This is a genomic window from Roseovarius sp. MBR-154 (genome assembly GCF_053628595.1).
In genome coordinates this window covers 131,785-156,244 of sequence record NZ_JBRJGR010000007.1, presented here as the reverse complement: position 1 = coordinate 156,244, position 24,460 = coordinate 131,785, and the positions used below count along the sequence as shown (strand labels likewise).

Below are 24,460 nucleotides of genomic sequence, written 5' to 3'. Positions count from 1 at the left end.
TGCGCGCAACACGGTCGCCTGACGTTGGACAACCGCGCCGAAAGCCATCAGTTCAGGCCCTGCCTTGTCACGCGTCGGGCGGCGGATTGATGGCGTCACGCGGCGCTTTGGGCGGCCCGGCGCTGCAGGCGATTTGCCAGCAGAAAGCTGAAGAACAGGCAAATCGTCGACCATTCAACGAAGGAGGGGTGGCCAGAGTCGCCGGCGATCCAGACTCTGAAGATCGGAACGATTGGAAGAACCGCAATCCACTCCGGTCGGATCGGCAGGGCCCAGTAGGCGGGCTGTGTCGCAACGCGGATGACAAACACGAAGGCGGTGCCGAGGATGAAGACATAGACAAAGATGACCAGAAGAAAGGCAAAGATACCGGCATACATCCACGCGCTGAGGAACAGGTTGTGCACCGGCTGACCATTATATTCCGCCAACCCCGACCCCCAGAGCGGGTTCGCTTCGATCCGCTCGAGCGCCCAGGCATATTGCCGAAACCTGTTGCCCGAGGAATCGTCTGAAAAGCTGAAGCGGTCTGTCATCTGTGCGATCGAGGCAGAGTCCGTCGAGAGGATCAGGACGCTGACGATGATGATCCCGATATAGGCCGCGCTTTTGAAGATGAACTCGCCGGTGCTGTGGACGCCTCTGCGCATCATGCCGATCCATCCGGCCAGGGCCAGGCCCAGCACGACCATGAGCAGAACAGAGCGTGTGTTGAGTAGAAGCAGAACGCCCAGCACCAGCACCGTAACGATCTGCCCGAACCGGTCTGGAGCGGCCTTCACATGCCCTGCCCTGAACAGGATCAGGCCGGTCAGAATGGCCACGGCCGCCATGTTCTTTTCAGAGGCCTGCGCCTCGGAGCCGTTGGCCGCGACAAGCTGGAACAACTGTTTCAGGAACTGATAGAAGATGAATTCCAGATCTCCGGTCGCAAGGAACCTTTCGATCACCATCACCCAGCTCAGGCCCAACTGGCGCGCCAGCACCTCGACAACAGCGAGAAAGCCGATGATGGCGAGCAACCCGCCGTATCGGATGGCCTTGGCATTGGCTCCGCTGGCCACCAAGCCAAGGGCAAAGGTGCACCCGCAGATCAGAAAGAAAACCTGTCGAAGGACCATGCCGTTGGAGGAACCGCCGGCCAGACCGACATGCAGCACCACGAGGTAGAAGACATAGGCAATCAGCCAGGGGGCGATGAGCGTTGGCAGATGCTGCAGCCCAAGGGCCAATTGACCGGGAAACAGGCAGAGCGAGGCCCCGAGCAGGATTGCCATGACATAAGGCAACTGGAGATTGAAACCGCCAACCGTGGTCAGATTGATCCAGGTGAGCGGCATCGAGGCAATCGCCAGCATCACCGTGAAGGGCAGCAACCATCTGACCGCAGGGGGCAGATGAGACAGTGTCATCACCCACGCTCTCCCGCGCGTGCCTGCTTCTGCTGCGACAGCTTGTGGCTGCGCAGGCTCACCAGCTTGCCCCGATTCTGACTCGCCCGGGTGTAGACCTTGTAGGTCGCCCCAAGCCCGATCTCCTTGGTCGCCGGACAGGCATTCATCACGATTCCCGAAATCTTCGACCGCGACAGACGCTGGAAGGCCCTGACGGCCTCGTCGCGCAGGGTGTGGCCCCAGCGCACGACAAAAAGCATCTGATCACAGTATTTCGACAAGATGGTGCAATCCGCAAGATGCGCGACAGGCGGGCCGTCGATGATGATCAGATCGTAGCAATCCCGCGCAAGGTTCAGCATCTTGGGAAGGTGATGCGATTCAAGGGCATTCACGGGCATGTCCGACAAGACCCCGGCCGGCAGGATATCCAGTGTCCCTTCGCCCATGATGTCCATCGGTTGCCAGGTGGCACCCTGCAGAATATCGGCAAAGCCGATCTCATTCTCGAAGCCAAACTTCTCGGTCAACCCCGCACGCCTGAGATCCGCGTCAATGAGCAGGACGTTCTGCGAGGCAAGGCTCGCCGATTTCGCCAGAGCCGAGGCGATCGAGGTCTTGCCTTCACCCGCCCCGCTGGACAGCACCAGAAACACCGGCGCGCCGTTCTCGTCGGAACTCGAAGAGAGCATCATGTACCGCAGCACGGAGATCGTTTCACTGAACGGAGAAAGCGGCTCTTCTTCGATGATATCGGGGATTCTGCCTCCGTTTCTGAGGCGCGGGATCTGGGCGCGCACCTTTGACCCGAGCATCGCTTCCACCTGCTGGGCCGAGCGGAAGGTCGTATCCAGCGCGTCGCGGCACAGTCCGATCAGGATGGCAGTGGCGCCCCCGAACATCATGCTCAGGATGGCAAAGACGGTGACCGTCGGATAATAGTGGTCCAGCGGCACCGTGGCAGAGGTGACGATCTGTGTGCCGCTGGTGGTGAAGGATTTCAGTTCCGCCGCCAGACCGGCATTGTCCAGATAGCGCTGATAATGCTGGCGATAGGCCTCGGCGACGCGTTCCAGCTGGCGCAGCTCGACGCTGATCGTTGTTTCGAGCTTCGATTCGCCCCCCGCTTCCGACAACGCCTCGGACAGCAGCGTTGTCCGGCTTTCAAGCGTCTCGACTTCGTTCGCCAGCATCCCGATGATGCGTCCGACTTCGCCGTCCAGCTGGCGTTTCATCGCCTCGTATTGCTGGCGGACCTGAAACAGCCTCGGATTGGACTGGTTCGAACTGGCGCTGAGATCCCGCTCGCGCAATTCAAGCAGAAGCATCTGATTGCGCAACTCGTAGATCAACTCCGAACCCTGGACTTCGGGCAGGCTGAGCACGTCGCCGTCGCCGTCGGCCACGGCGCGGGCCCGTGCCAGTGCAGCGGTTTTCTGCGCAAGGTCCGCGCGGGCCTCGATCAGCGCGGTATTCACTTCGGTCAGTTGCTGGTCATTCAGCGATACGCCCTCTTCGTCGCTGAAAAGGTCGTGTTCCACGCGGTAATCGGTCACCTCTTTTTCCGCCGTGCTTACCTGCTGGCGGAGCTCTTCGGCGCGGGCCGTGATCCAGTCGCTGAACTCCTTGGCGTCCTGCCTGCGTTTTGCGAGGCGAAGCTCGACATAGGTGTCCGCGACAAGCGTTGTCACTCTCTGCGCCAGCGCCGGTGAATTCGCCCGGACACTGATCGTGATCACATTGGTGTCGCCTTCACGCTCCACGCTGAGCACGTCCGACAGGATGCTCTTGGCGGCCAGTGCTTGGCGCGAGGGGCCACCCTCCGGCAGGCCGCCCGTGTCCGGTTTGGGTCCAAGGATCGCGTCCTTGGCACGCGAGATGGCGCGCCAGACGACATTGGGAGGTTCCTTGTGGAAATAGGGAATCTCCGTCAATTGCCCCCTCTCGACGACCTGCAGAAGCGTGTCATCGGCCATGATCAGCAGGGTCTGGGCATCCACATATTCCAGCGTTGCCGAAGGGAAGCTCGAGGTTTCCACCTCGATCGGGCTCGACGGCACCGGATCTATCATCAGCTGGGCCGAACTCTTGTAGAGCCGCTCCATCTTCTGGGTAACGACCAGGGTCAAACACGCAAAAAGAAAACTGAACAGAAGGATCAGCCAGATATACCGGCGCAAAAAGGTCAGCGACTGCCGAAATACCTCGGACAGAGACGTGGGGTCCATCGCCCCTCCACCAGCCTGTACGCCGACGCTCGTTTTGTCAGGGTAATGCGTCATTGTCCCCTACGTTGCAAAACCACGTTGAAGGTCAGGAGCAACAGCCGGAGATCTCCGGTGAAATTTACCTTCTTGAAATAAGTTGCGTCCATCTCAACCCGTTCCTCGTACTCGACAATGCCGCGCCCGTAGACTTGCCACATACCGGTCAGGCCCGGGCGAAGCGCCAGATATTTCGGCAAATGCGCCTTGTACTTTCCGGTTTCTTCCAACGTGACGGGGCGTGGCCCGACAAGGCTCATATCCCCCCGCAACACATTAACCAATTGCGGCAGTTCGTCCAAGCTTGTCCGACGCAGCCATTTCCCCAAAAAGGTGATCCGGGGATCGTTTGCAAGCTTATGGTTCATTTTCCATTCTGCTGCGGCACAGGGGTCACTGTTGAGCAACGCCTCCAGCACGCGGTCCGCGTCCGGGCGCATGGTCCGGAATTTGAGGCACTTGAACCGACGCCCGTTAAGACCGATCCGTTCATGCGCAAAGATGGGCGCTGCGCCATCAAGCGATGCGACCACGCCGATCACCAGCAGAACCGGCGAGATCAGGGCTAAGGTGATCAAAGAAAAGACGAAATCGAAGCCTCTCTTGAGATAGTCCCGATAGAATTCGGTCGTTCTTGGTGACGTGGAATAAGAGCCCTCGGCCAGTACCGCGCCAACAAAATCTTGCTTGCCTCTATGTTGCATCAGCGAGTCCCCCAACTCTGAAAATTTCGATAATTGAACCCGATAAAAGCCGGTCACAATTTCGTCACAATCTAGTCGTGATTTCGCCATTGCAGTCAATTAAGGTTTTGATTTAACGTCTATTTTCAACGTACGGTTGCAATATTTGCGGCCGCAGCAGAAACAGTAATGGTCTTGCCGGTTGATTGTCCTGTTTGTAATGCCAATTATTTCACCAGAATGGGGCATTGAATGATGAGTGGCCGCCCTGGTGAGGGCAAATTGACCGAATCGGCGCCGACAGAAATCCAGGCATCGCAGCCGCTGCGCATGCTCAGTCTGTGTGAGACGGCGAATGGCGGCGTTGGCCGGTATCAGGAGAATCTTCTGGCTCTCTGCGCGCACGGAATCGCAACCCGCGTCCTGCTTCCCGAAAGCGACAAACACATTCTCTCGTCCGATGCCGACATGGTGACCTACCGGCGCAAACGGCGCGACATTGCCAGCCTGATCAGACTGCTGCGCGCATTTCTGACGCAGCGAAACCAGTTCAAACCCGACATCTACTTTTTCAACAGCACCTTCGCGCTTGTTCCGCTTCTGGTGCTGCGTCTCCTTCGGGACAAGACACCGGCGATCTATTGCGCGCATTGCTGGGCGATTGCCACCATCGACCCCGATGGCTGGAAGGGCCGTGTGTATCGGGCAATCGAAGGAACGTTCTGCGGTCTTGCCGATCTCGTGGTGAATGTTTCAGAGCACGAGGCCGCCACCGCGAAGCGCTTCGGCTATCGCGGCAGGCATGTCGTCGTCGTTCAGGCCGTGCGCGCGCCAGACCCTGACGCGCGGAGCGATCTGTTCGCGCGACAGGCGGACGATGACGTGCATCTGCTCTTCGTCGGCCGGTTCGATCGCCAGAAGGGGCTCGATATTCTGCTGCCGGCATTCGCCCGCGCCCGCGCGTTGAACCGACATCTGCACCTGCATCTTGTCGGCGGCGCGGTGCGGGACGTGGACACCCCGCATCTGGGCGATGGCGTGACCAGTCACGGCTGGGCCGGACCCGATGAGATCGACAGTCTTTATCGGTCGGCGGATGCCCTGATCGTGCCCTCCCGGTGGGAGGCAGGCATGCCTCTGGTGGTTCTGGAAGCCCTGCGCAACGGGACGCCCGTTTTCGCATCGACGGGCTGTGGCATGGGGGATTTTCTGGCGCGCAATGAATGCGGCGCCCGCTTTGATATTGACGGCGAGTCGCTCGAAGATCTGCTGGCCGGGCTGACTCTCACCGGGCTTGCCCGGATGCGGCCTCGGGCGCTGAATGTTTATTTTGACCAGAAATTCACCATTGCCCGCTTCACCGAGGATATGGCAGGCCACGTCCGTGACCTCACCCAGGGCCACACGCATGGCTGAGCGCGGGTTGACCTTGCCGTCGCTCTTCATTGCCGGGGCACCGAAATCAGGAACGTCTTCGGTGTTCCAATGGGTGGCGGATCACCCGCAGGCCCTTGGCTCGACGCCCAAGGAGCCATGTTTCTTCGCCGACCCGGGCAGCCATGTCTTCCGCCCCGATTTCAACGTGTCCTGCGGGCTCGAGCTCTACTCCACGGCGTTTGCCCCTGTCCCCGAGGGGGTCTCATTGATCCTCGACGGGACGCCCAGCTACATTTACAGCCTGACGGCACTGGAGCGTATTCCCGATCTGCCGACCCGCCCGCGCTGTCTGTTCATCCTGCGGGAACCTGCGGCGCAGGTCTATTCGACCTATACCTATTTCCAGAACAACTGGGCCGCGATCCCGGACAAGATGAGTTTTCAGGACTATCTGCATGCGCTCAGACAGCGCACCCATGACTTTTCCGGAAATGAACTGGCCCGCGATGCCTTGCAGAATGCAGCCTATGTCCATTGGTTGCGAAAATGGCGTGCGCGGCTCGGTCCCGACCGCATGAAGGTCTGCACCTTCGATGCACTGAAACAGGATGCGCGGGCATTCATGATGGACTTGGCATCATGGACAGGGTTGGACCCGGCCTTCTACGAGACCTACGACTTCCGGGTCGAAAACCAGAGTTACGTGCCCAGAAACCGCAGCCTTCAGCGGCTCAACATCGCCCTGCGGGACGCCCTGCCCAAGGGGGCGATCTATAGCCTGGCCCGCAGCCTTTACCGCCGGGTGAACACCCGCGCACCCGAACGGGGCGGGCAGGAGGAGACGCTGGCAAGATTGCGGGCGGATTTTTCCGCAGACAACAAGGCGCTGTCCGAGGAATTCGATCTCGACCTCTCGAGATGGGCGTGATGCCGCGTCATGCGGTCTCTTGCGACAGCATCTCTTCATAGATGTCCAGAAGCCGCTCCAGATGCCGTCTTGGCGATATCTCATCGGCAAGCGCGCGCGCGTCGAAGGCCGGGATTGTCGCCACCCGGGTCAGGCTGGCGGCGAGGGAGGGCACATCCGGCGCGCCGTAGACCACCCCGTTCACGCCGTGATCCACGACCTCTGCTGCCGCGCTCCATGATCCGCAGACCACCGGGACGCCGCGGACCAACGCCTCGATCGGCACCAGCGGCTGCCCTTCATACCACAGACTGGGAAAGACGAGCGCGCGCGCGGAGGACAAATATGCCTGCACGCCATCCGGGCTGACCCAGCCGGTGATGGTCGCATCCGGGTTGGCACCGCGGATCGCATCCGCCTCCGGGCCGTCACCAACGAAGACCGCCTTCACGTCGGCAATCTTCGCGGCCTTGGCAAAGAGCAGCCCCCCCTTTTCGGGCGAGAGGCGGCCAACGAAGACATAGGCCTCGTTCCGCCGCGTATCGACCGGCTCTCCGCCGATCTCGATGGGGTTTGGCAGGGCATGACGCCGCGCGGTCGCAGGCAGATAGGCATCCATCGCCCGCAACTGCGTTTGTGAGATATAGGCCACGTGCCGGAGCCCGCGCGGCATATGCCCGATGCTTCGTGCAATCGCGGAACGCGCCACCCGCCACGCCTTGTGCGAGACATGGCGGACATCGCAATTGGTACAGATGCAGCCCAGCGACAACGGGCGGCGGGTGCAGATTTCCCTTGTCTGATAGTCGAAGAAGCCGCCATTGGGACAGGCAAGGAAATACTCGTGCATCGTATAGATCACCGGGACCGGGCTTGCGGCGAGCGCGCGACCGACAGACGGCGACAGCACCTTGGCCCAGCCATGACAATGCACCACGCTGGACGCGGGATCGAGGGCCGCAATCTCGCGGCGCAGGGCCAGCAGTGCCGCGCGGTTCCAAAGACCGGTCGCCATGGCGTCGAAACGGCTGGGATTGCTGGTCAGCGTATGCTGGCCAAGACAAACGGTCCTGATCCGCGGATGGTTGAGCGTGGCGTCCGGCACACCCGACCCGGCGAAGAAAACCACGTCGAGCCCGGCATTCGCCAACAGCCGGGCAGAGTCGATCGCCACTTTCGCCTGGCCGCCGTTGATCTCCGCGAAATCCCCGACGATCAGGACGGTACGAACGCGCCGGTCACTCCGAGATGTGGTCATTGGGAAATGTCCTTTCGGGGATATCTGGTGCCGGGCTTGGCCTGCCGTCGTCCAGGCCGAAGATCCTCGCATGGACAGGGCACGCGATCCGAAGCCTCTGCAATCGCCGTCTTCGACACCAATGAGTGATTTGGTGGACATAAATGCTCTGCCCCTATGACAGGCGCCGGAGAGGATATCATCATTGCGGTATTCAAGCCCCTTGCACAGTCGACGTCGCACCGCTCATCGAAGCGCATCCTTCTTCGCTCTGGCCGGTACACGCTCAGATGAGGCCTGCGAGATCCGCCAGGCTGCTCAGAATTTGGCGGCTTCCCTGATACATCGTCGCGGTCTCGCACAAAAGCGCAAAAAGCGCGGCATGGAAAAGACCGGGGTGCCGGTCGCGGAAATCCAAAAGCTGACTGCGCGACAGCCACTGCGCGACCGGTCGGTGCAGCAGCACGGCAATCAACCCCCCGAGCATGGCGCCTGCCACGATATCGGACATCCAGTGAAACCCCAGCACAAGCCGTGGCAAGCTGATCACCACCGCCGCATGCATCAATAGCACGGCCCCCGCGACGCGGTGATACCAGAGCACGCTGCATGCCAGGGCAAAGTACATCAGGGCATGATCGCTCGGAAAGCTGCTGTCGTTGCTCAGCACGTCGGGCCTGAGCCCCCGCGCCAGCGCGAGGTCAAGCCCTTCGGCGTGCAGGGGTCTGGGCGAGAACGGCAACACCATCTGCAATATGCGCCCAAGAAAGATCGCGACGAAGACGACCACAAGCGTGGCACAGACCTTGGTGAGCCGGTCGGCCTCGTCCTCCCCGCGCGTGTTCAGGATGATCACCAGAACGAAGGCCGCAAAGAGGCCCTTCACCAGATACGACCCCTGCACGAAATCCAGGAACAGATCGAAGGCAGGAAATTTGCCGACAATCTGGTTCATATCCGCAGCCAGAGTCATGTCCATGGGGCGTCCTCGCTCGAAAGGTTAACAGGTCTAAGGGGCGGTTTGGGCATATCCATGTCCGGCCTCCGTCCTTTTTGTGATCTCTTCGCTAGGCCCTATTGCGCGTGTTTGGCAAGCTGCTATTGGCCAAATCCCGAGAAGCGGTCACACTGCGGTTCGGATCATTCAAGATCCGGAGCCGGCTATGTCGATCCTGCAACCTCGGTCGCCCTGCGGGCCGCTGATGATCGGCTCGGGTTTATGGGAACCGCGAACGGAGACGATGCATGCCGGAGAATGGCGATACCGCAGGCGGCAGTGTCACGGTGGCGATAGCCACGACCGGCCGTCCCGAGATCGTAGGCCATACGATCGCCTATCTTGCGGGGCTGAACGACCGCCCCGACCGGGTGATGGTCAGCATTGCGGACCGCGATGACATCGACCTCGAAAGCCTGCCCTCCCTGCCATTTCCGCTTGAGGTTCTGCATGGGCCCAAGGGCTCGAGCGCTCAAAGAAACAAGGTGCTTGATGCAGACCGCGCAAGCGCGGTGATCCTCTTTCTGGATGATGATTTCCTGATTGCCGACGGTCATATCTCGGCCCTTCGCCGTCTGTTTGGCCGGCACCGGGATGTGGTGATGTCGACGGGCCGGGTGCTCGCGGACGGCATCCACGGTCCCGGCCTGACGCATGACGAAGGCGTGCGCGTGCTGGCCGACGCACCGGAAACGCCCGATGTCCCGCAGATCACGGACACCTATTCGGTCTACGGATGCAACATGGCGATCCGTGTCTCGACCCTTGCAAGGTTTCCCGAACGCTTTGACGAGAACTTGCCTTTATATGCCTGGCTGGAGGATATGGATCTCTGCCGACGCATGGCTCACCACGGGCGAATCGTTTCAGATGAAAGCCTGCTCGGTGTCCATCTTGGAACCAAAACCGGAAGATCGGCCGGAGTGTTGCTGGGGTATTCACAAATCGCCAACCCCGTTTATCTCATTCGCAAAGGCACGATCAGGCGCGCGCCCGCGCTCAAGCTCATGGCACGGAACATCGTCGCAAATCTGGTGAAATCGGTGCGCCCCGAGCCGTGGATCGACCGGGCGGGCCGGATGCGGGGAAACATGATGGCCCTGTCTGACCTGGTGCGCGGGCGGTCGTCTCCGGATCGCATTCTCGAACTCGGACAGTCTCTCAGGCGGGGGGGATCCTGATGCACGCGGGATACCGGGCGAGTCCATACCCCCCCTCGGACAGACCGACTTGCCCGTGCTGGGACACCCTCCAGCCCCTCAGGTCCCGATATGCCCAGGGCTGACCCGCCGACACGGATGCGCACCCTTCTGGGGTGGGGGATTCTGGGCCAGCTTGTCTATGTGATCAGCCAGTTTTTGATGCTGCTGGCGCTGAGCCGGTTTGCAACGGTCGCCGAGGTCGGCATTTTCGGCCTCGCCTCGGCGGTGGTGATCCCGGTGTTCTTCTTTTTCGACCTGAACATGAGGGTGAATGTCGCGGCCTCCACAGCGTCGCCTTACAGCTTCCAGGATTTCCGTAACCTGCTGCTGGTGTCGGCATCAGCCGGGTTTGGGGTCGTGCTCATCATCGGCGGCACGGTGTTTTCCGGAACCGCGCAGACCATTCTGATCATCCTCGGGGCAACGAAACTCGCGGAAAGTCTCTCAAACCTCTCTTACGGCGTTTTCCAGCGCTTTGACCGGATGAACCGCGTCGCAGGCTCACTGATGCTGCGCAGCATAGGTGGAACCCTGGTCTTCGTCCTGCTTCTGCAAAATGGCGTTGCCGTGGAATTCGCGTTTCTTGGACAATTCGCGGTGTGGACCATCGTTGCCCTCTTCGTTGACCTGCGCGCCGCGCGCAGGCTCTGGAAGCTCAAAGCGGCTCCGGAAGGATTCGATCCGCGCCGGGCTTTCGACCTGGCCCGAAATTCGGTCTTTCTTGCCCTGAATGGCCTGCTTTCCGCGTTGCAGGGCAATACGCCGCGTTACGCGATCGGCTGGTTGCTGGATATCGTCGCCCTGGGGCAATTCACCGTGGTCGGCTACGCGATGCAGGCGATATCGACGGTCGCCATGGCCGCCATGCAATCCCTGACGTCGCGGTTCAACCGGCTGATCGAAGAGCAGGACCATGCGGCTCTTTGGCATGCTCTGCGCCGGATACTCGGGACGATGGCAGTCGGCGCGGTGATGGGTGTGTCGCTCAGTCTCTGGTTCGGTGACTGGCTGGTTCAGGCGGTGTTCGGGCCGGACTATGCCGATCTGGGCGGGTTGCTGGCGATCTGTGTGCTGGCGGCGGCGCTCAGATCGGTGGGTCTCGCGCTCCAGATGTGCCTGCTTGCCGGCCGCCGGTTCAAGCAGAACCTGCTGATCCGGCTTGGCTCATCGCTGGCCATGGTGGCAACCTGCCTCATCGGTGGCGCGCAAGCCGGCTTGACAGGTGTCGCCTGGGGCATGTGCGCCGCTCTTGTCGTGCATATCGTCGCGCTTGCCGTTGCCGTTCAGCCCCTCGGCAGACAGCCCGCACGATAAGCGGCATCCCGATTGCCTGCCACAATGGACAAGCCGTTGACTCTCACGTACCTGTGCAAACATTATCGGGCGCTGCCCTGCGGACTGAAGAGGTCGATGCCGAATTGGATACCATAAATCGCATCAGAAAGCTCAATCAGGCATTTCTGGACCGCACCGCACCGCAACGCTTCATCTTTCACCACGTCCCCAAATGTGGGGGCACGTCGGTGGCGCGGGCGCTTCGCAGGCGCTACCTGACCAGCCAGGCGACCGTCAAGCCGGAACCCAGCTTTCGGGCCTTCAAGGCGTTTACCGGGCGGACAGACACCGAACAGATGCTGATCGACGTGCTCGATCTTCGCAAGCAGATGATGCTTTATCTGCTTTACGACGATGTCCGCTGCATTTCGCTGCACGTCCCGTTCTCGGGTGTGGCCCATGCACAGTTCGGCGATCGCTACAAGTTCGTCACGATGCTGCGCGAGCCGGTGTCACGCTTCATCTCGCATTACAACTGGAGCACCCGCGGCACCGGCGAGCATGGTCAGCTCCGAGAGGACTTCGATACGTTCCTGACCACGGAACGGGCGCGGCGCATGGGGGCCGAGTTTGTCGAGATGTTTGCGGATCTGCCCAACGAGGCGGATATCCGCACGCCGCAGGCGATCTCGGCGGCGGTGGCAAATCTGCAGCGCTTCGATCTGGTGGGCCGCCTCGAGGATCTCGACGGCTTCTCCGAGGGTCTCAGGCAGGTCCTGGGCATCCGCATCCGCATTGGTCACGAGAACCGAACCGGGCGCGGCGCGGCCAAGGTATCGGGCCGGGATCTGACCGCCACACAGCGCGCGGCTGTTGACCAGGTCTGCGCACCGGACATTGCGGTCTGGAAGGCGCTCTTCGGCAGCGACTGAACGTTCGGTCAGGCCACCAGCCGACGGGCCAGCATCTTGGCCGCCGGGGTCGGGATGGATGTCATCAGGCTCACGGCGCAGGACCGGCGCAGCAGATCCAGGGTCCGTGGGCAGTCATCACGCTTGTGGTCGGGCGGCAATCCGGCCCAGCCCCAGGGATCGAACGCGGCGTGATGCATGCGCCGCTCCAGGATTGCGTCCCACTCCGTGTAGACGTGTTTCGAGCTGTCGAAAAGGCGACGAACGCCACGCTTCCCGGCATAGGCAATGGCCTCGTTCTCGCTGGCGAAGGTCACAGCCACGCCAACCGCCTCGTCGGGACTATTATGTGGGGCGACGGGCATATCGGCAGCCCTCAGCATCGTCTCCAGCAGGGCCGCTCTACGCCGCATGCGCGGCAAACGGCTCTGTAGTTTCGACAGTTGCACCCGCAGGATCGCCCCTTGTATCTCGTTGATCCTGTAATTGTTGCCAAGAAAGATCGGCAGATTGCCATTGCCCTTCTGGGCCCGGTAGCCAATCCCCATGTCATGGGCGTTCAGGGCCCGGTCATACAGGTCCGGATCGCTTGTCAGAACGGCACCGCCTTCTCCGCTGGTCATGTTCTTGTGCTGGTTGAAGCTGAATACGCCCATATCGCCCATCGTGCCGCAGAACGCCTGCTTGTAGCGCACACCGACGGCCTGCGAGGCATCCTCGATCACACGCAGCCGATTGTCGCGGGCAATACGCAGGATGGCGTCCATGTCGCACGGGAGGTTTATCATATGCACCGGGATGATGGCGCGGCTGCGCGGTGTCAGCTTGGCTTCCAGATCGACCGGGTCGATGGTCAACGTCTCGTCGATCTCGACAAGCACGGGAACCGCACCGACCAGAAGGGCCGCTCCGGCCGTGGCCATCCAGGTATAGGCCGGTACCAGAACCTCGTCGCCCGGCCCGATGCCACAGGCCTGCAGCGCGCAGATCAGACCCGCTGTTCCGCTGCTGACACCGATCGCTTGCCGTGCACCGGTAAAGCTGGCCAGTTCCGCCTCAAATCGACGGCACATGTGCAAGCTTTCCTCCGTCCGAAGCAGATGACCATTGGCAAACACACGCCCGACGGCGAGCCACTCCCGAAATCCAAGTCTGACCATCTGAATGCATTATCCTGAAAGCGGCCCGTTGCTCCGGGCGCCGTAGATCTATCACGTACGTCCCGCTCACCAAATGCGACGAACTATGGGGCTGTCAAGCGCGGGACCCGGCGCTATGGTCACGCTACTTGATCAGAAGGATCCCGTCATGACGGTTCACAGCATCGACGCGCTTTCGGAGGACGAGACCCTATCGGCGGATATCGTCATCGTGGGCGGCGGGGCCTGCGGCCTGACACTGGCCCGCGCGTTGTCGGGAACCGGGCTCAAGCTGCTGGTCATCGAAAGCGGCGGGCAGGACGAGGATTGTGACCATGCAAAGCTCAACACCGTTGAAATCGCAGAGGGATCCTGGCAGCCTGCCGAGTTCGCGCTGCGTGACAGATATCACCGAAATCTCACGCGCTTCTGGGACGGCCAATGCCAGACATACGGCGTGCGGTGCCGTGGGCTTGGCGGGTCGACGCAGGCATGGGCTGGCAAATCCGCGCCGTTTGACGCAATGGATTTCGCCGAACGACCATGGGTGCCGCTCTCGGGCTGGCCCATTCCCAGACAGAGCCTCGATCCTCACATCAAGAGCGCGTCGGATCTGCTGAACCTCGGACTCCCGGTTTACGACGAGACCCTGTGGGAGACGATGGGCCGACGCCCCCCGCAGCCGCCTCTGGGCGGTGCGGCCTTCCGGTCGACCTTCTGGCAGTTTGCGCGGTCACGCCGCAATCCGACCGATATCATGCGCTTCGGAGCCGACTACCTCGCGAAACCGCCGGATGACGTGCGCGTCCTGACGGAAGCGACCGTGACCCGGCTGCGCAGCACCCCGGACGGCCGGGTGTTCATCGGGCTCGACGCGCAAGGGCTCTCGGGAAAAAGGATACGTGTGAACGCCCGCACCTGTGTGCTCGCAGCCAGTGCCATCGAGAATGCACGCCTGCTGCTGTTATCGACCGACGCCAATCCCAATGGGCTGGGCAACAGCCATGACCGTGTCGGCCGCTGTCTTATGGATCACCCAACGGCCACGATTGCCCGGGCAACACCCGAACAGGTTGCGCCCATGGCGGCATGGTTCGGCCTGTTCGGCTTTCGCCGGGGCGCGCACACATCCGTCTATATGCATGGCTTGGCGCTGTCGGACACATACCAGCGAGACGCGCGCTGCCTGAACGGTGCCATCTTCGTGACGGAGGAACGCGCAAAGGACGATCCATTCGCAGCACTTCGGCGGCTGCTGCGCAGGCAGAGCGACAAACCCCTAGAAGACCTGCATTCGGTTGCCAAGAGCCCGGCCCGTCTCGCACGTGGGGTCGCGGCCCGCGCGCTGGAGCGCGGCTACCTGCCGGCAACCGTCAGCCGCGTCACCGTGGATTTGGCCCTGCGGCTTTTCCCCAACACCGTCGCACAGGATTATCAGTCGGGGCGCGTCCCGTTCAAACTGGCAGGACTGCGTTTCGAGGCGACAACCGAACAACCGCCGGACCCCGAGAACCGTGTGACCCTGTCCCCGAACCGCGACGCATTCGGCCTGCAGATGGCACGGGTCGCATGGACACCCGGCGACATGGCGCGACAGAACCTGTTGAAGATGGGCCAGGAATTCGCGGCCGCCTTCGTGAGCGCCGGTCTGACACCGCCACGGCTCGAATCCTGGGTCACCGAGAAGGATTCCGGCGCCGCGATTGCCATTGATCTGGGCCATTCCATGGGAACCACACGGATGTCCGCCTCGCCCAGGGACGGCGTGGTGGACGAGCACTGCGCCGTGCATGGTGTCGAGGGGCTCTACATCGCGGGCGGGTCTGTCCTGCCAACCTCGGGGCATGCAAATCCGACCCTTATGATGCTGGCGCTCACCCTGCGCCTCGGCAAAACCCTCCGTCATCGGTTTGGCAAGCATCCGGGTGGCGCGCCCTGAACGCGCTGGCCGGGTAGCAGCCCAGATGCACGCGCCTTGAGGTTGACCGCGGCGGGAGGGCCGACAGCGACAGGCCGGATGACGCCATCGGGTCCGCGCCGGGCGTGCTCTGCCCTGTAGTATCCCCTTACTACCCGCCCCTGCCCCGCGTTGGTAAACTTTCCGGACCAACTGCAACGATCCGGAGGGCATGATGGCCAAAGCCATTCACAGCATGATTCGCGTTCTCGACGAGGCGCGGTCGGTTGATTTCTACAAACGCGCATTCGGGCTCGACGTGGCCGACCGGCTGGATTTCGAAAAATTCACCCTCGTCTACATGTCGAATGACGAAAGCCCCTTCGAGGTGGAACTGACCGTCAACAAGGGCCGCACCGAACCCTATGACCTGGGCGACGGCTATGGCCATCTCGCCGTTCTGGTCGAGGATCTGGAGGCCGAGCACGTGCGGTTCGAGGCGGAGGGGCTCGCCCCCCGCAAGATCGTCGAATTCGCGCCCGACGGCAAACTCGTGGGCAAGTTCTTTTTCGTGGCCGATCCGGACGGCTACGAGATCGAGGTGCTGCAGCGCGGCGGGCGTTTCAAATGAGATAACAGGCGTGGCCGGGGAGGGCCGCGCCGCTTTCATGGGAGGAGAACCAATGACCGATACCAAAGCCCGACAGGGGCTCTCACGCCGCGACTTGCTCGCGCGATCCATGGCGGCGGGCGCAAGTTTCGTCGTCGGCAGCAGTTTCGTGGCCGCCACCGATGCCGCCTGGGCGCTGGAGACCACGGCGCTCAAGCCCGAGACCATGGCGACGCTCATTCAGATGGCGCGCGACATCTACCCGCATGACCATCTGGCGGATGAGTATTACGCCATCGCCGTCAAGGGCTATGACGTGCCCGAGGCCGCCGAGGGGGTCGAGGCCGGGATTGCCGGGCTGAACGCGGCGGCGCAGGGCAAGGGCCATGCCGATTACCTGAGCATCGGATGGGAGCGCGACCGCGTCGATATCCTGCGCGGCATCGAGGACAGCGCGTTCTTTCAGCAGGTGCGCGGTGGGCTGGTGACCGGCCTTTATAACCAAAAGGCGGTCTGGCCGCTGTTTGGCTATGAGGGCGAGTCCTATTCCAAGGGCGGCTACATCAATCGCGGCTTCGACGACATCACCTGGCTCTGAGCCATAGCCAACTGAGGAGGACCCCAACTATGGCTGCACCTTTTGATCTGAGCGACGACTCTGTGATCGTCGTCATCGGCACCGGCGCGGGCGGCGGCGTGCTGTCGAACGAGTTGGCGCAACGCGGCGTGTCCGTGGTGGCGCTGGAGGCGGGCGGGCGCTACCTGCCCGAGGATTACATCAACGACGAATGGGAAAGCTTTGGCCAACTGGCCTGGCTCGACCCGCGCACGACCTCGGGCGACTGGCGCGTCGCGCGCGATTTTTCCGGGCTGCCTGCGTGGATCGTCAAGGCCGTGGGCGGCACCACGACCCATTGGGCGGGCGCGTCCCTGCGCTTTCAGGACCATGAATGGAAGGCCGCGACCAACTATGGCCCGGTGCAGGGCGCTAATCTGCTCGACTGGCCCATCGACGGCGCGGAAATGGCCCCGTGGTACGACAAGGCCGAGAAAAAGCTGGGCGTGACCCGCACCAACGACATGCCCGGTCTGCCCGGATGCAACAATTACAAGGTGTTCGAGGCCGGGGCGAAAAAGCTGGGCTACAAGGAGGTCCATACCGGCCGCATGGCGATCAACTCCGAGGAATATGACGGGCGCATGGCCTGCCAGCAGACCGGCTTCTGCTTTCAGGGCTGCAAATGGGGCGCGAAATGGTCGGCGGCCTACACCGATATTCCGCGCGGCGAGGCGACGGGCAATCTCGAGGTGCGCGAAAAGGCGCATGTGGCGCGCATCCTGCACGATGATCAGGGCCGCGTGACGGGCGTGGAATATTTCGACGCCGACGGCAACCTGCAGATGCAAAAGGCGCGCGCGGTCTGTGTCGCCGGCAACTCGTTTGAATCGCCCCGCCTGCTGCTTAACTCCGCGTCTTCGATGTTCCCCGATGGCCTTGCCAATTCCTCGGGTCAGGTCGGGCGCAACTACATGCGGCACATGACCGGATCGGTCTACGGCATCTTCGACAAGCCGGTGAAGATGTGGCGCGGCACCACGATGGCGGGCATCATTCAGGACGAGGCACGGCACGACCCCTCACGCGGGTTCGTGGGCGGCTATGAGCTGGAAACGCTGGCGCTTGGCCTGCCCTTCATGGCGGCGTTTCTCGATCCCGGCGGGTGGGGGCGCGAATTCACCACGGCTCTGGATTCCTACGAGAACATGGCGGGGATGTGGATCGTCGGCGAGGACATGCCGCAGGAGACCAACCGCGTCACCCTCAACCACGCGGTCAAGGACCAGTACGGCCTGCCGGTGGCGAATGTGCATTTCGACGACCACCCCAACGATATCGCGATGCGCAACCACGCCTACAAGCAGGGGGCGGCGATCTACGATGCGGTGGGGGCCACGCGCACGATGCCGACACCGCCCTACCCGTCCACGCATAACCTCGGGACCAACCGGATGTCCGAGAACCCGCGCGACGGGGTGGTGAACAAATGGGGCCAGACCCATGACATTCCCAACCTCTTCGTCTCGGACGGGTCGCAATTCACCACCGGGGCGGCGGAGAACCCGACGCTGACGATCGTGGCGCTTGCCATCCGGCAGGCCGACCACATCGCGGGGGAACTGTCACGCGGCAACCTCTGAGACGAGGCGGCCCGTACTCTCCCGGTGCCCTCCTCTCCCCAGGGTGCCGGGGGAATTTTCCCGGCCTGCGTCGGCTCAGCCTTTCTGACCGATCTTCGGCTCCGTCCCCGCCCTGATCCGCGCGATATTCTCGCGGTGCCGCCAGAAGATCAGCGCCGTCAGCAGCACCATCAGGACGAGCGCACCGCCATAGCCCAGAAGCAGCACCCAGATCACCGACGAGGCTGCCGCCACCAGCGCCCCCATCGACGAGATCCGCGACAGTTTCGCCGCCACAAGCCAGGTCACGCAACAGGCCACCCCCACCGGCCAGGCCAGCGCCAGCATGACCCCGAGGAAGGTCGCAACCCCCTTGCCACCACGAAAACCCAGCCAGACCGGGTAGCAATGGCCAATAAGCGCCATGAGCGCGGCCAGTTGCACCGCATCGCCCCCCGCATAGGCCCGCGCCAGCAGCACCGCGACCGCGCCCTTGGCCCCGTCCAGAAACAGCGTCAGCGCCGCCGCCGTCTTGTTGCCGGTGCGCAGAACATTGGTGGCCCCGATATTGCCCGATCCGATCTCGCGCAGGTTTCCCAGCCCCATGACGCGCGCCAGCACCATGCCGAAGGGGATCGAACCGAGGCCGTAGCCGATCACGGCCCAGGGTAGAAGCACACTCAGATCGCTGTCAAAGGGGGGCATCACGCGGCCTCGTATACGCGGGTTCCGGCCACATAGGTCGCGGTGACCCGACCCTGTAGCCGTGCCCCGTCAAAGGGGGTGTTCTTGGATTTCGATTTCAGCGCGAACCGGTCCAGCACGAAGGGCTTGCCGGGATCGAACAGCACCAGATCGGCGGGCGCGCCCTTGCTCAGCCGCCCGCACTCCCGTCCCAGCCGTTTCGCGGGGTTGAGCGACATCGCCCGCCACAGCGTCGGCAGATCGAGCGCCTCGGCATGATAGAGCCGCAGTGCGGCAGGCAACAGCGTCTCCAGCGCCACCGCCCCGCTCGCCGCCGCCTCGAAGGGCAGGCGCTTGCTTTCCTCGTCCTGCGGGGTGTGCATCGAGGAAATGATATCAATCAGCCCCTCGCGCAGCGCCTCGATCACCTCCTGCCGGTCCTCCTCGGAGCGCAGCGGCGGCTTGACCTTGAAGAAGGTGCGATAGTCCGACACGTCCAACTCATTGAGCGTCAGGTGATGGATCGAGGTGCCGGCGGTGATATCCAGCCCGTTGCGCTTGGCCCGCCGCAGCGCGGGCAAAGCGCGGGCGGTGGTGATCTGATCGGCATGGTAGCGCGCGCCGGTCATCTCCAGAAGGGCTATGTCACGATCCAGCCCCATCCGCTCGGCCATGGGCGAGACCGCAGGCAGACCTTTGAGCGAGGCGAATTTTCCACTCGTCGCCGCCGCCCCCGCGCTCAGCCCCGGATCCTGCGGGTGCCCGATCACCAATGCGCCGAGGCTGCGCGCATAGCTCAGCGCGCGGCTCAGCACCTTGGTGTCGCGCACCACGTGGTCGCAATCGGTAAAGGCCACGGCCCCCGCATCCATCAGAAAGCCGATCTCGACCATCTCGCGCCCCTCGCGCCCCTTGGTCAGCGCGGCCATCGGCAGGACATTCACCGGGGCGGCTTCATTGGCGCGACGCTCCACGAATTCGAGCACCTCGGGCGTGTCGATGGCAGGCAGCGTGTCGGGTCGCGTGGCCATGGTGGTGACGCCCCCCGCCGCCGCCGCCAGACCGGCAGAGCGATAGCTTTCCTTGTGCCGCTCACCCGGCTCGCAGACCTTGACCCCGATATCGACGATGCCGGGCGCGAGGCACTGCCCGCCGCAGTCGATCACGGTTTCGGCCTGCGGCATGTCTGCACCTTCGCCGCGCGCAGCGATCACGCCCTTGTCGATCAACAGCCAGCCCGGCGCATCCGTCCCCGCCTCCGGGTCGATCAGGCGGGCATTGGTGAACAGGGTTCCGCTCATCGGCTGTGCTTTCTTGCTGAAATCCGTGTCTTGCTCATGCCGCCACCCAGACCATCACCACCGTGAGCGCCACGATTACCAGCAGCGCCAGCATCGCGATCTTGCCGGACATGCGCGGATCTTTCGGTTCCTGCATCGCTCAGCCCTCCTTCAGACCGGCGGCGGCGCGAAGGCGCGCCTCGGTGTCCGCGCGGTCGGCCTGATACTTGATCAGGTGCTTGTCCCCGGCGGCGGTCACCACCTGCACGGCGCTGCCCAGCCCCCGAACGGTTTTGATCTCGGCCAGCCGCACCGCGCGCGTCTGCGGGCCAAGGAGGCGACGGTCGGTCAGATCCCACCGCGCCTTGAGCTCGTCCGAGGCCACGTATCCCGCCCGCACGGCGATGGCGGCCAGCCCGCCGACCGCCCCGGTCCAGGCATGCGGATTGCCGATGGCCCAGAGGACGCCCATGCCAAGCGCCATCGCGCCCGCCGCCAGCCACGCATGATCGCGCCAATAGGTCGCCCGGTCGGGGTGAAAGCTGTGCAGCACCCGCTCGTCCTCGGCCAGCGCGGTGGTCGGCGTCATCGAATGAATGAGCCCCTCGCTCATGAGCCCCCCATCAGCACGAGCACCAGCACCGCCGCGCCAATGAGCAGCCCCACCAGCACCAGCGCCGCCCGGCGCATGCCGCGCGGGGTCTGCGCTGGCGCGCCCGTGCCCGCCACCGTGCCATGCGCGCCGCCCGCAGGCAGCGGGTCGAAACTGACCGGGGTCACGTCTTCCTCGAACCGGCCCACGAGACGCAGCGCACCGCCCACGCGCAGCTTCATCGCCTGCCCCTGAAAGGCCCGCGAGGGCAGGATCAGCACGCGACCCGTCAGCCCGTCCAACTGCCCGCGCATGTCCCTGAGGTCGGTCTCGGCGATGCCATGCCCCTCGGTCAGATAGGCCGACAGCGGCATGTCCTGCAGATCGGTCAGATCGAAGAGCTCGATCTCCTCTGAGCGCAGCTTGCCCTCGGCCCCCAGGGCCTCGAGCACCGCGGCATCCTCCAAAGGCGCGCCCGCCTCCTCGACCACGGAAAAGACCCGCACCACATGCGCCTCCTGCGCGGGGATATCGAGCACCGTGCTCATGCCGCGCGCCGCGCCCGCAGGCCCTGCGCCAGCAGGTCCATCGCCGCCATACGCACCGCCACGCCCATCTCCACCTGATCCTGAATAACCGAGCGGTTGATATCGTCGGCAATCTCGCCGTCGATCTCGACCCCCCGGTTCATCGGGCCGGGGTGCATGACGATGGCATCCGGCTTGGCATGGGCCAGCTTTTCGGCATCGAGCCCGTAGCGGTGGTAATATTCGCGCTCGGACGGGATAAAGCCGCCGTCCATGCGTTCCTTTTGCAGCCGCAGCATCATCACCACATCGGCCCCCTCGAGCCCGGCGCGCATGTCGTCAAAGACCTCGACGCCGAACTCCGCGATCCCCGTGGGCATCAGCGTCGGCGGGCCGATCAAGCGCACCCGGTTTTCCATCTTGCCCAACAGGATGATGTTCGACCGCGCCACGCGGCTATGCGCGATATCGCCGCAAATCGCGATGCTCAGCCGGTGCAGCCGCCCCTTGGCGCGGCGGATCGTCAGCGCATCCAAGAGCGCCTGCGTGGGGTGCTCGTGCCGCCCGTCGCCCGCGTTCAAGACCGCGCAGCGCACCTTTTGCGCCAAGAGATCCACAGCACCCGATTGCGGATGCCGCACCACCAGCAGATCGGGATGCATCGCGTTGAGCGTCATCGCCGTGTCGATCAGCGTCTCGCCCTTCTTGATGGAACTGGCCTGCATCGCCATGTTCATCACATCCGCGCCCAGCCGCTTGCCCGCCAGCTCGAAACTGGCCTGCGTGCGGGTGGAATTCTCAAAGAACATGTTGATCTGCGTGAGACCCGCCAGCGCGTCGCCATGCTTGGCATCGCTGCGGTTGAGCGTGACGTACTCCTCCGCCAGATCGAGGATCGCGGTGATGTCCTCTTGCGACAGCGGTTCGATCCCCAAGAGATGCGCGTGCGGAAATGTCATGCTGTCCTCCGACCGGTGTGCCGCCTTCTTAAGACCCCGGCCCCGCCGGGGCAAGGCGGGGATTGCACGCGGGCGGATCGGCCCTTCAGGCGTCCTGCGCCGCGCAGATCAGCGTATAAAGATGCCACGTCGCATGCCCCAGAAGCGGCAGCACGAGGAACAGCCCCAGAAACGCAGGCAGCATCGCCAGAAAGGTCAGCCCGGCAATCAGCACCGCCCAGATCAGCATCGGCACCGGGTTCGCGATCACCACATGCAGGCTGGTGATCATGGCGGTGACGAAATCCACCTCGCGGTCCAGCAGCATCGGCAGCCCCAGCACCGTGATCGAATAGAGCAGCAGCGCAAAGACCGCGCCCACCCCCGAGCCCACCGCCAGCATGCTTAGCCCTTCGGGTGTGAAATAGATCTCCAGCGACGAGGTCACGTTGGTCATGGTCGACAGGCCCAGAAAGAGCGCAAAGATCATATGCGCAAGGAAGAACCAGAACAGGAACACCATGATGATGATCGCGCAGATCGACGGCAATTGCCGCCGCCGCTGATGCGCGATCACCGCGAATATCTCCGACGCCACCAGCGCGCGGCCCTCGCTCAGCCGGTGGCTCACCTCGTAGAAGCCCACGGCAGCGAACGGCCCCACCAGCGGAAAGCCCACGGCGGCGAAGATCAGCCAGTAACTCTTGCCCGTGGCCGTCGTGATCCAGGCCAGCAGCAGCCCGATCGTCACATAGACCCCGGCAAAGATTACCGCATAGCCCGGAGCGCGCCGCATATCCGCCCAACCCCGGCGCAGCGCCTCGCCCAGCATGGCCACCCGCACCACCCCCATCTCCGGCACGCCCAGGGGTTTCGTCTCGCTTGCGGGCATCGCTTGTCCTCCCCCGATTTTCGGCAAAGGTTAGCGACAGCCGCATCTTATAGAAAGATGCAAGTTGAACTCAGCTTAGCGGCGGCGGGCGCTGCCCCGGCCAATCGGTCGCCGCGTGCCAGGCCTCGGCCAGCTCCAGCAACTGCCGGTCCGCGCCGCGCTTGCCGATCAGTTGCAGCCCCATCGGCAGGCCCTGCGGCCCGAACCCCGCAGGCACCGCCACCACCGGCAACCCGGCCAGCGAGGCGGGCACCACCACCTCCATCCAGCGGTGATAGGTGTCCATCGCCTGCCCGCCTACGGCACGCGGATAAACCTCCTCGGCCGGAAACGGCCAGACCTGCGCCGTCGGCAGGGCCAGCACGTCATGACGCTCGAAGAGCCGCGCGGCGGTGGAATACCACCCGCTGCGCGCCACGCTCGCGCGGTGCACATCAAGCGCGCTCAGCCGCCCGCCTTCCTCCACCTCCCAGACCGCCTCGGGCTTCAATCGCCCGCTCTCCAGCAGCGGCGCGAGATTGGCCGCCACCGCCCAATGGCGCAGCGTCACCCAGGCCTCCCAGAGCGCCTCCCGGCTATGGGGCGCGGCCAGCGCCTCGACCTGCGCCCCCAGCCCCTCCAGCACGCCAAGGGCGGCCTCGCAGAGCGTCAGGATGCCGTCCTCATAAGGCCAGGCCCCGCCCCAATCGCCCAGCCAGCCGATCCGCACGCCCGCCGCGCGCGGCGCGATCTCCGACAGATCCGGCGCCTCCATCCCGTGCGGCTGCCGCCCGTCGCGCCCGGCCATCACCGACAGCAATAGCGCCAGATCGCGCGGGTTGCGCGCCATCGGCCCATTGGTGGACAACTGATGCAGAAAGGTATCGGCGCGCGGCTCCGAAGGCACCAGCGACCAGCTTGGCCGCATGCCATAGACATTGCACCAGCCCGCCGGGTTGCGCAGGCTGCCCATCATGTCAGACCCGTCCGCCAGCGCCAGCATACCGCAGGCCAGCGCCACCGCCGCCCCGCCCGACGATCCGCCACAGGACCGCGCCGGATCGTAAGGGTTCACCGTCACCCCGTGCACCGGGTTGAACGTATGGCTGCCCAACCCGAACTCGGGCGTGTTGGTCTTGCCGATGAAGATCGCCCCCGCCGCGCGCATCCGCGCGACATGAAGATCATCACGCTCCGCCACCTGACCCGCGAAAAGCGGCGAGCCCTGCGAGGTCGGCAACCCCGCCACATTGGCCAGATCCTTGACCGCGATCGGCACGCCGTGCAGCGCCCCGCGCGGCCCGCCTTGATCCACCGCGCGCGCCTCGGCGATCAGATCTGCCTCGTCGCGCAGGCTGACAATCGCGTTGACCCGGGGATTGACGGCCGTGATGCGGTCCAACGTCTCGCGCATCACCGTCTCGGCGCTCACCTCGCGCCGCACCATCCGCCCGATCAGCCCTTCCGCCGTGCCCTCGATCATCTTCACGCCCCTGT

Annotated in this window: 22 protein-coding genes; 9 read left to right on the top strand and 13 right to left on the bottom strand. The window is 63.5% G+C overall.

Annotated elements, in window-relative coordinates; all coding sequences use genetic code 11:
• Positions 1-95: 95 nt before the first annotated feature.
• The 3 genes from ACSSV4_RS11365 to ACSSV4_RS11355 all read right to left on the bottom strand — a co-directional run bounded on the left by ACSSV4_RS11365 (position 96) and on the right by ACSSV4_RS11355 (position 4,452).
• The gene (locus ACSSV4_RS11365; protein ID WP_454275260.1) at positions 96-1,412 is read right to left on the bottom strand and encodes an O-antigen ligase family protein; all 1,317 of its coding nucleotides are present in this window, start codon (positions 1,410-1,412) and stop codon (positions 96-98) included.
• Entirely contained in the window at positions 1,412-3,523 is a 2,112-nt protein-coding gene (locus ACSSV4_RS11360) for a GumC family protein (RefSeq protein WP_454275259.1), read from the bottom strand. The genes ACSSV4_RS11365 and ACSSV4_RS11360 overlap by 1 nt, the downstream gene beginning before the upstream one ends.
• A 149-nt stretch (positions 3,524-3,672) precedes the next feature.
• Positions 3,673-4,452, bottom strand: coding sequence for a sugar transferase (locus ACSSV4_RS11355; RefSeq protein WP_454275258.1), 780 nt, complete (start codon positions 4,450-4,452; stop codon positions 3,673-3,675).
• A 144-nt stretch (positions 4,453-4,596) separates the two neighbouring features.
• Here ACSSV4_RS11355 and ACSSV4_RS11350 point away from each other — a divergent pair, with 144 nt between their 5' ends.
• Positions 4,597-5,757, top strand: coding sequence for a glycosyltransferase family 4 protein (locus tag ACSSV4_RS11350; RefSeq protein ID WP_454275257.1), 1,161 nt, complete (start codon positions 4,597-4,599; stop codon positions 5,755-5,757).
• The gene (locus ACSSV4_RS11345; RefSeq protein WP_454275256.1) at positions 5,750-6,646 is read left to right on the top strand and encodes a sulfotransferase domain-containing protein; all 897 of its coding nucleotides are present in this window, start codon (positions 5,750-5,752) and stop codon (positions 6,644-6,646) included. Before ACSSV4_RS11350 ends, ACSSV4_RS11345 begins: the two co-directional genes overlap by 8 nt.
• Positions 6,647-6,653: 7 nt before the next feature.
• Here ACSSV4_RS11345 and ACSSV4_RS11340 read toward each other — a convergent pair whose 3' ends face one another.
• Entirely contained in the window at positions 6,654-7,883 is a 1,230-nt protein-coding gene (locus tag ACSSV4_RS11340; protein ID WP_454275255.1) for a glycosyltransferase family 4 protein, read from the bottom strand.
• Between the two features lie 265 nt (positions 7,884-8,148).
• The gene (locus ACSSV4_RS11335) at positions 8,149-8,841 is read right to left on the bottom strand and encodes a phosphatase PAP2 family protein (protein ID WP_454275254.1); all 693 of its coding nucleotides are present in this window, start codon (positions 8,839-8,841) and stop codon (positions 8,149-8,151) included.
• Between the two features lie 266 nt (positions 8,842-9,107).
• Here ACSSV4_RS11335 and ACSSV4_RS11330 point away from each other — a divergent pair, with 266 nt between their 5' ends.
• The 3 genes from ACSSV4_RS11330 to ACSSV4_RS11320 all read left to right on the top strand — a co-directional run bounded on the left by ACSSV4_RS11330 (position 9,108) and on the right by ACSSV4_RS11320 (position 12,268).
• Positions 9,108-10,040 carry a glycosyltransferase family 2 protein gene (locus ACSSV4_RS11330; RefSeq protein ID WP_454275253.1) on the top strand — a complete coding sequence of 311 codons (933 nt, stop codon included), beginning with the start codon at positions 9,108-9,110 and terminating at the stop codon, positions 10,038-10,040.
• A gap of 117 nt (positions 10,041-10,157) precedes the next feature.
• A complete protein-coding gene (locus ACSSV4_RS11325; RefSeq protein WP_454275252.1) occupies positions 10,158-11,375 on the top strand; it encodes a lipopolysaccharide biosynthesis protein in 1,218 nt (405 codons plus the stop codon).
• 104 nt (positions 11,376-11,479) lie between these two features.
• Positions 11,480-12,268, top strand: coding sequence for a sulfotransferase family 2 domain-containing protein (locus ACSSV4_RS11320; protein WP_454275251.1), 789 nt, complete (start codon positions 11,480-11,482; stop codon positions 12,266-12,268).
• A gap of 8 nt (positions 12,269-12,276) precedes the next feature.
• On the opposite strand, the gene ACSSV4_RS11315 is transcribed toward ACSSV4_RS11320, so the two are convergent.
• Positions 12,277-13,320, bottom strand: coding sequence for a DegT/DnrJ/EryC1/StrS family aminotransferase (locus tag ACSSV4_RS11315; RefSeq protein ID WP_454275250.1), 1,044 nt, complete (start codon positions 13,318-13,320; stop codon positions 12,277-12,279).
• 235 nt (positions 13,321-13,555) lie between these two features.
• On the opposite strand from ACSSV4_RS11315, the gene ACSSV4_RS11310 reads away from it, so the two are divergent.
• From ACSSV4_RS11310 to ACSSV4_RS11295, 4 genes are all read left to right on the top strand, one after another.
• Positions 13,556-15,325 (top strand): GMC oxidoreductase, encoded by a 1,770-nt coding sequence (locus ACSSV4_RS11310; RefSeq protein ID WP_454275249.1) that lies wholly within the window; start codon positions 13,556-13,558, stop codon positions 15,323-15,325.
• 193 nt (positions 15,326-15,518) lie between these two features.
• Positions 15,519-15,914 carry a VOC family protein gene (locus tag ACSSV4_RS11305; protein WP_454275248.1) on the top strand — a complete coding sequence of 132 codons (396 nt, stop codon included), beginning with the start codon at positions 15,519-15,521 and terminating at the stop codon, positions 15,912-15,914.
• Positions 15,915-15,966: 52 nt separating this feature from the next.
• Positions 15,967-16,491 carry a Twin-arginine translocation pathway signal gene (locus ACSSV4_RS11300; protein ID WP_454275247.1) on the top strand — a complete coding sequence of 175 codons (525 nt, stop codon included), beginning with the start codon at positions 15,967-15,969 and terminating at the stop codon, positions 16,489-16,491.
• A 29-nt stretch (positions 16,492-16,520) separates the two neighbouring features.
• Positions 16,521-18,092 (top strand): GMC family oxidoreductase, encoded by a 1,572-nt coding sequence (locus tag ACSSV4_RS11295; RefSeq protein ID WP_454275246.1) that lies wholly within the window; start codon positions 16,521-16,523, stop codon positions 18,090-18,092.
• 75 nt (positions 18,093-18,167) lie between these two features.
• Here the strand turns inward: ACSSV4_RS11295 and plsY are convergent, their stop codons facing one another.
• The 7 genes from plsY to ACSSV4_RS11260 all read right to left on the bottom strand — a co-directional run bounded on the left by plsY (position 18,168) and on the right by ACSSV4_RS11260 (position 24,446).
• Complete coding sequence (gene plsY, locus ACSSV4_RS11290; RefSeq protein ID WP_454275245.1) at positions 18,168-18,776, bottom strand: glycerol-3-phosphate 1-O-acyltransferase PlsY; 609 nt, start codon at positions 18,774-18,776, stop codon at positions 18,168-18,170.
• Positions 18,776-20,056: a dihydroorotase gene (gene pyrC / locus ACSSV4_RS11285; RefSeq protein WP_454275244.1), complete on the bottom strand. Its 1,281-nt coding sequence runs from the start codon at positions 20,054-20,056 to the stop codon at positions 18,776-18,778. Before pyrC ends, plsY begins: the two co-directional genes overlap by 1 nt.
• Positions 20,057-20,195: 139 nt before the next feature.
• On the bottom strand, positions 20,196-20,648 hold the full coding sequence (locus ACSSV4_RS11280) for a hypothetical protein (RefSeq protein ID WP_454275243.1): 453 nt from the start codon (positions 20,646-20,648) through the stop codon (positions 20,196-20,198).
• A complete protein-coding gene (locus tag ACSSV4_RS11275; protein ID WP_454275242.1) occupies positions 20,645-21,175 on the bottom strand; it encodes a hypothetical protein in 531 nt (176 codons plus the stop codon). The genes ACSSV4_RS11280 and ACSSV4_RS11275 overlap by 4 nt, the downstream gene beginning before the upstream one ends.
• The gene (locus ACSSV4_RS11270) at positions 21,172-22,113 is read right to left on the bottom strand and encodes an aspartate carbamoyltransferase catalytic subunit (protein WP_454275241.1); all 942 of its coding nucleotides are present in this window, start codon (positions 22,111-22,113) and stop codon (positions 21,172-21,174) included. Before ACSSV4_RS11270 ends, ACSSV4_RS11275 begins: the two co-directional genes overlap by 4 nt.
• A gap of 85 nt (positions 22,114-22,198) precedes the next feature.
• Positions 22,199-22,984 (bottom strand): DUF2189 domain-containing protein, encoded by a 786-nt coding sequence (locus ACSSV4_RS11265; RefSeq protein ID WP_454275240.1) that lies wholly within the window; start codon positions 22,982-22,984, stop codon positions 22,199-22,201.
• A gap of 70 nt (positions 22,985-23,054) precedes the next feature.
• A complete protein-coding gene (locus ACSSV4_RS11260; protein ID WP_454275315.1) occupies positions 23,055-24,446 on the bottom strand; it encodes an amidase in 1,392 nt (463 codons plus the stop codon).
• Positions 24,447-24,460: the final 14 nt, after the last annotated feature.

Bases quoted from the DNA above. Each gene is read 5' to 3' on its own strand.
- ACSSV4_RS11365 (WP_454275260.1), bottom strand. From the start codon at position 1,412: ATGACACTGTCTCATCTGCCCCCTGCGGTCAGATGGTTGCTGCCCTTC.
- ACSSV4_RS11355 (WP_454275258.1), bottom strand. From the start codon at position 4,452: ATGGCGAAATCACGACTAGATTGTGACGAAATTGTGACCGGCTTTTAT.
- ACSSV4_RS11350 (WP_454275257.1), top strand. From the start codon at position 4,597: ATGAGTGGCCGCCCTGGTGAGGGCAAATTGACCGAATCGGCGCCGACA.
- ACSSV4_RS11345 (WP_454275256.1), top strand. From the start codon at position 5,750: ATGGCTGAGCGCGGGTTGACCTTGCCGTCGCTCTTCATTGCCGGGGCA.
- ACSSV4_RS11340 (WP_454275255.1), bottom strand. From the start codon at position 7,883: ATGACCACATCTCGGAGTGACCGGCGCGTTCGTACCGTCCTGATCGTC.
- ACSSV4_RS11335 (WP_454275254.1), bottom strand. From the start codon at position 8,841: ATGGACATGACTCTGGCTGCGGATATGAACCAGATTGTCGGCAAATTT.
- ACSSV4_RS11330 (WP_454275253.1), top strand. From the start codon at position 9,108: ATGCCGGAGAATGGCGATACCGCAGGCGGCAGTGTCACGGTGGCGATA.
- ACSSV4_RS11325 (WP_454275252.1), top strand. From the start codon at position 10,158: ATGCGCACCCTTCTGGGGTGGGGGATTCTGGGCCAGCTTGTCTATGTG.
- ACSSV4_RS11315 (WP_454275250.1), bottom strand. From the start codon at position 13,320: ATGTGCCGTCGATTTGAGGCGGAACTGGCCAGCTTTACCGGTGCACGG.
- ACSSV4_RS11310 (WP_454275249.1), top strand. From the start codon at position 13,556: ATGACGGTTCACAGCATCGACGCGCTTTCGGAGGACGAGACCCTATCG.
- ACSSV4_RS11305 (WP_454275248.1), top strand. From the start codon at position 15,519: ATGGCCAAAGCCATTCACAGCATGATTCGCGTTCTCGACGAGGCGCGG.
- ACSSV4_RS11300 (WP_454275247.1), top strand. From the start codon at position 15,967: ATGACCGATACCAAAGCCCGACAGGGGCTCTCACGCCGCGACTTGCTC.
- ACSSV4_RS11295 (WP_454275246.1), top strand. From the start codon at position 16,521: ATGGCTGCACCTTTTGATCTGAGCGACGACTCTGTGATCGTCGTCATC.
- plsY (WP_454275245.1), bottom strand. From the start codon at position 18,776: ATGCCCCCCTTTGACAGCGATCTGAGTGTGCTTCTACCCTGGGCCGTG.
- pyrC (WP_454275244.1), bottom strand. From the start codon at position 20,056: ATGAGCGGAACCCTGTTCACCAATGCCCGCCTGATCGACCCGGAGGCG.
- ACSSV4_RS11280 (WP_454275243.1), bottom strand. From the start codon at position 20,648: ATGAGCGAGGGGCTCATTCATTCGATGACGCCGACCACCGCGCTGGCC.
- ACSSV4_RS11275 (WP_454275242.1), bottom strand. From the start codon at position 21,175: ATGAGCACGGTGCTCGATATCCCCGCGCAGGAGGCGCATGTGGTGCGG.
- ACSSV4_RS11270 (WP_454275241.1), bottom strand. From the start codon at position 22,113: ATGACATTTCCGCACGCGCATCTCTTGGGGATCGAACCGCTGTCGCAA.
- ACSSV4_RS11265 (WP_454275240.1), bottom strand. From the start codon at position 22,984: ATGCCCGCAAGCGAGACGAAACCCCTGGGCGTGCCGGAGATGGGGGTG.
- ACSSV4_RS11260 (WP_454275315.1), bottom strand. From the start codon at position 24,446: ATGATCGAGGGCACGGCGGAAGGGCTGATCGGGCGGATGGTGCGGCGC.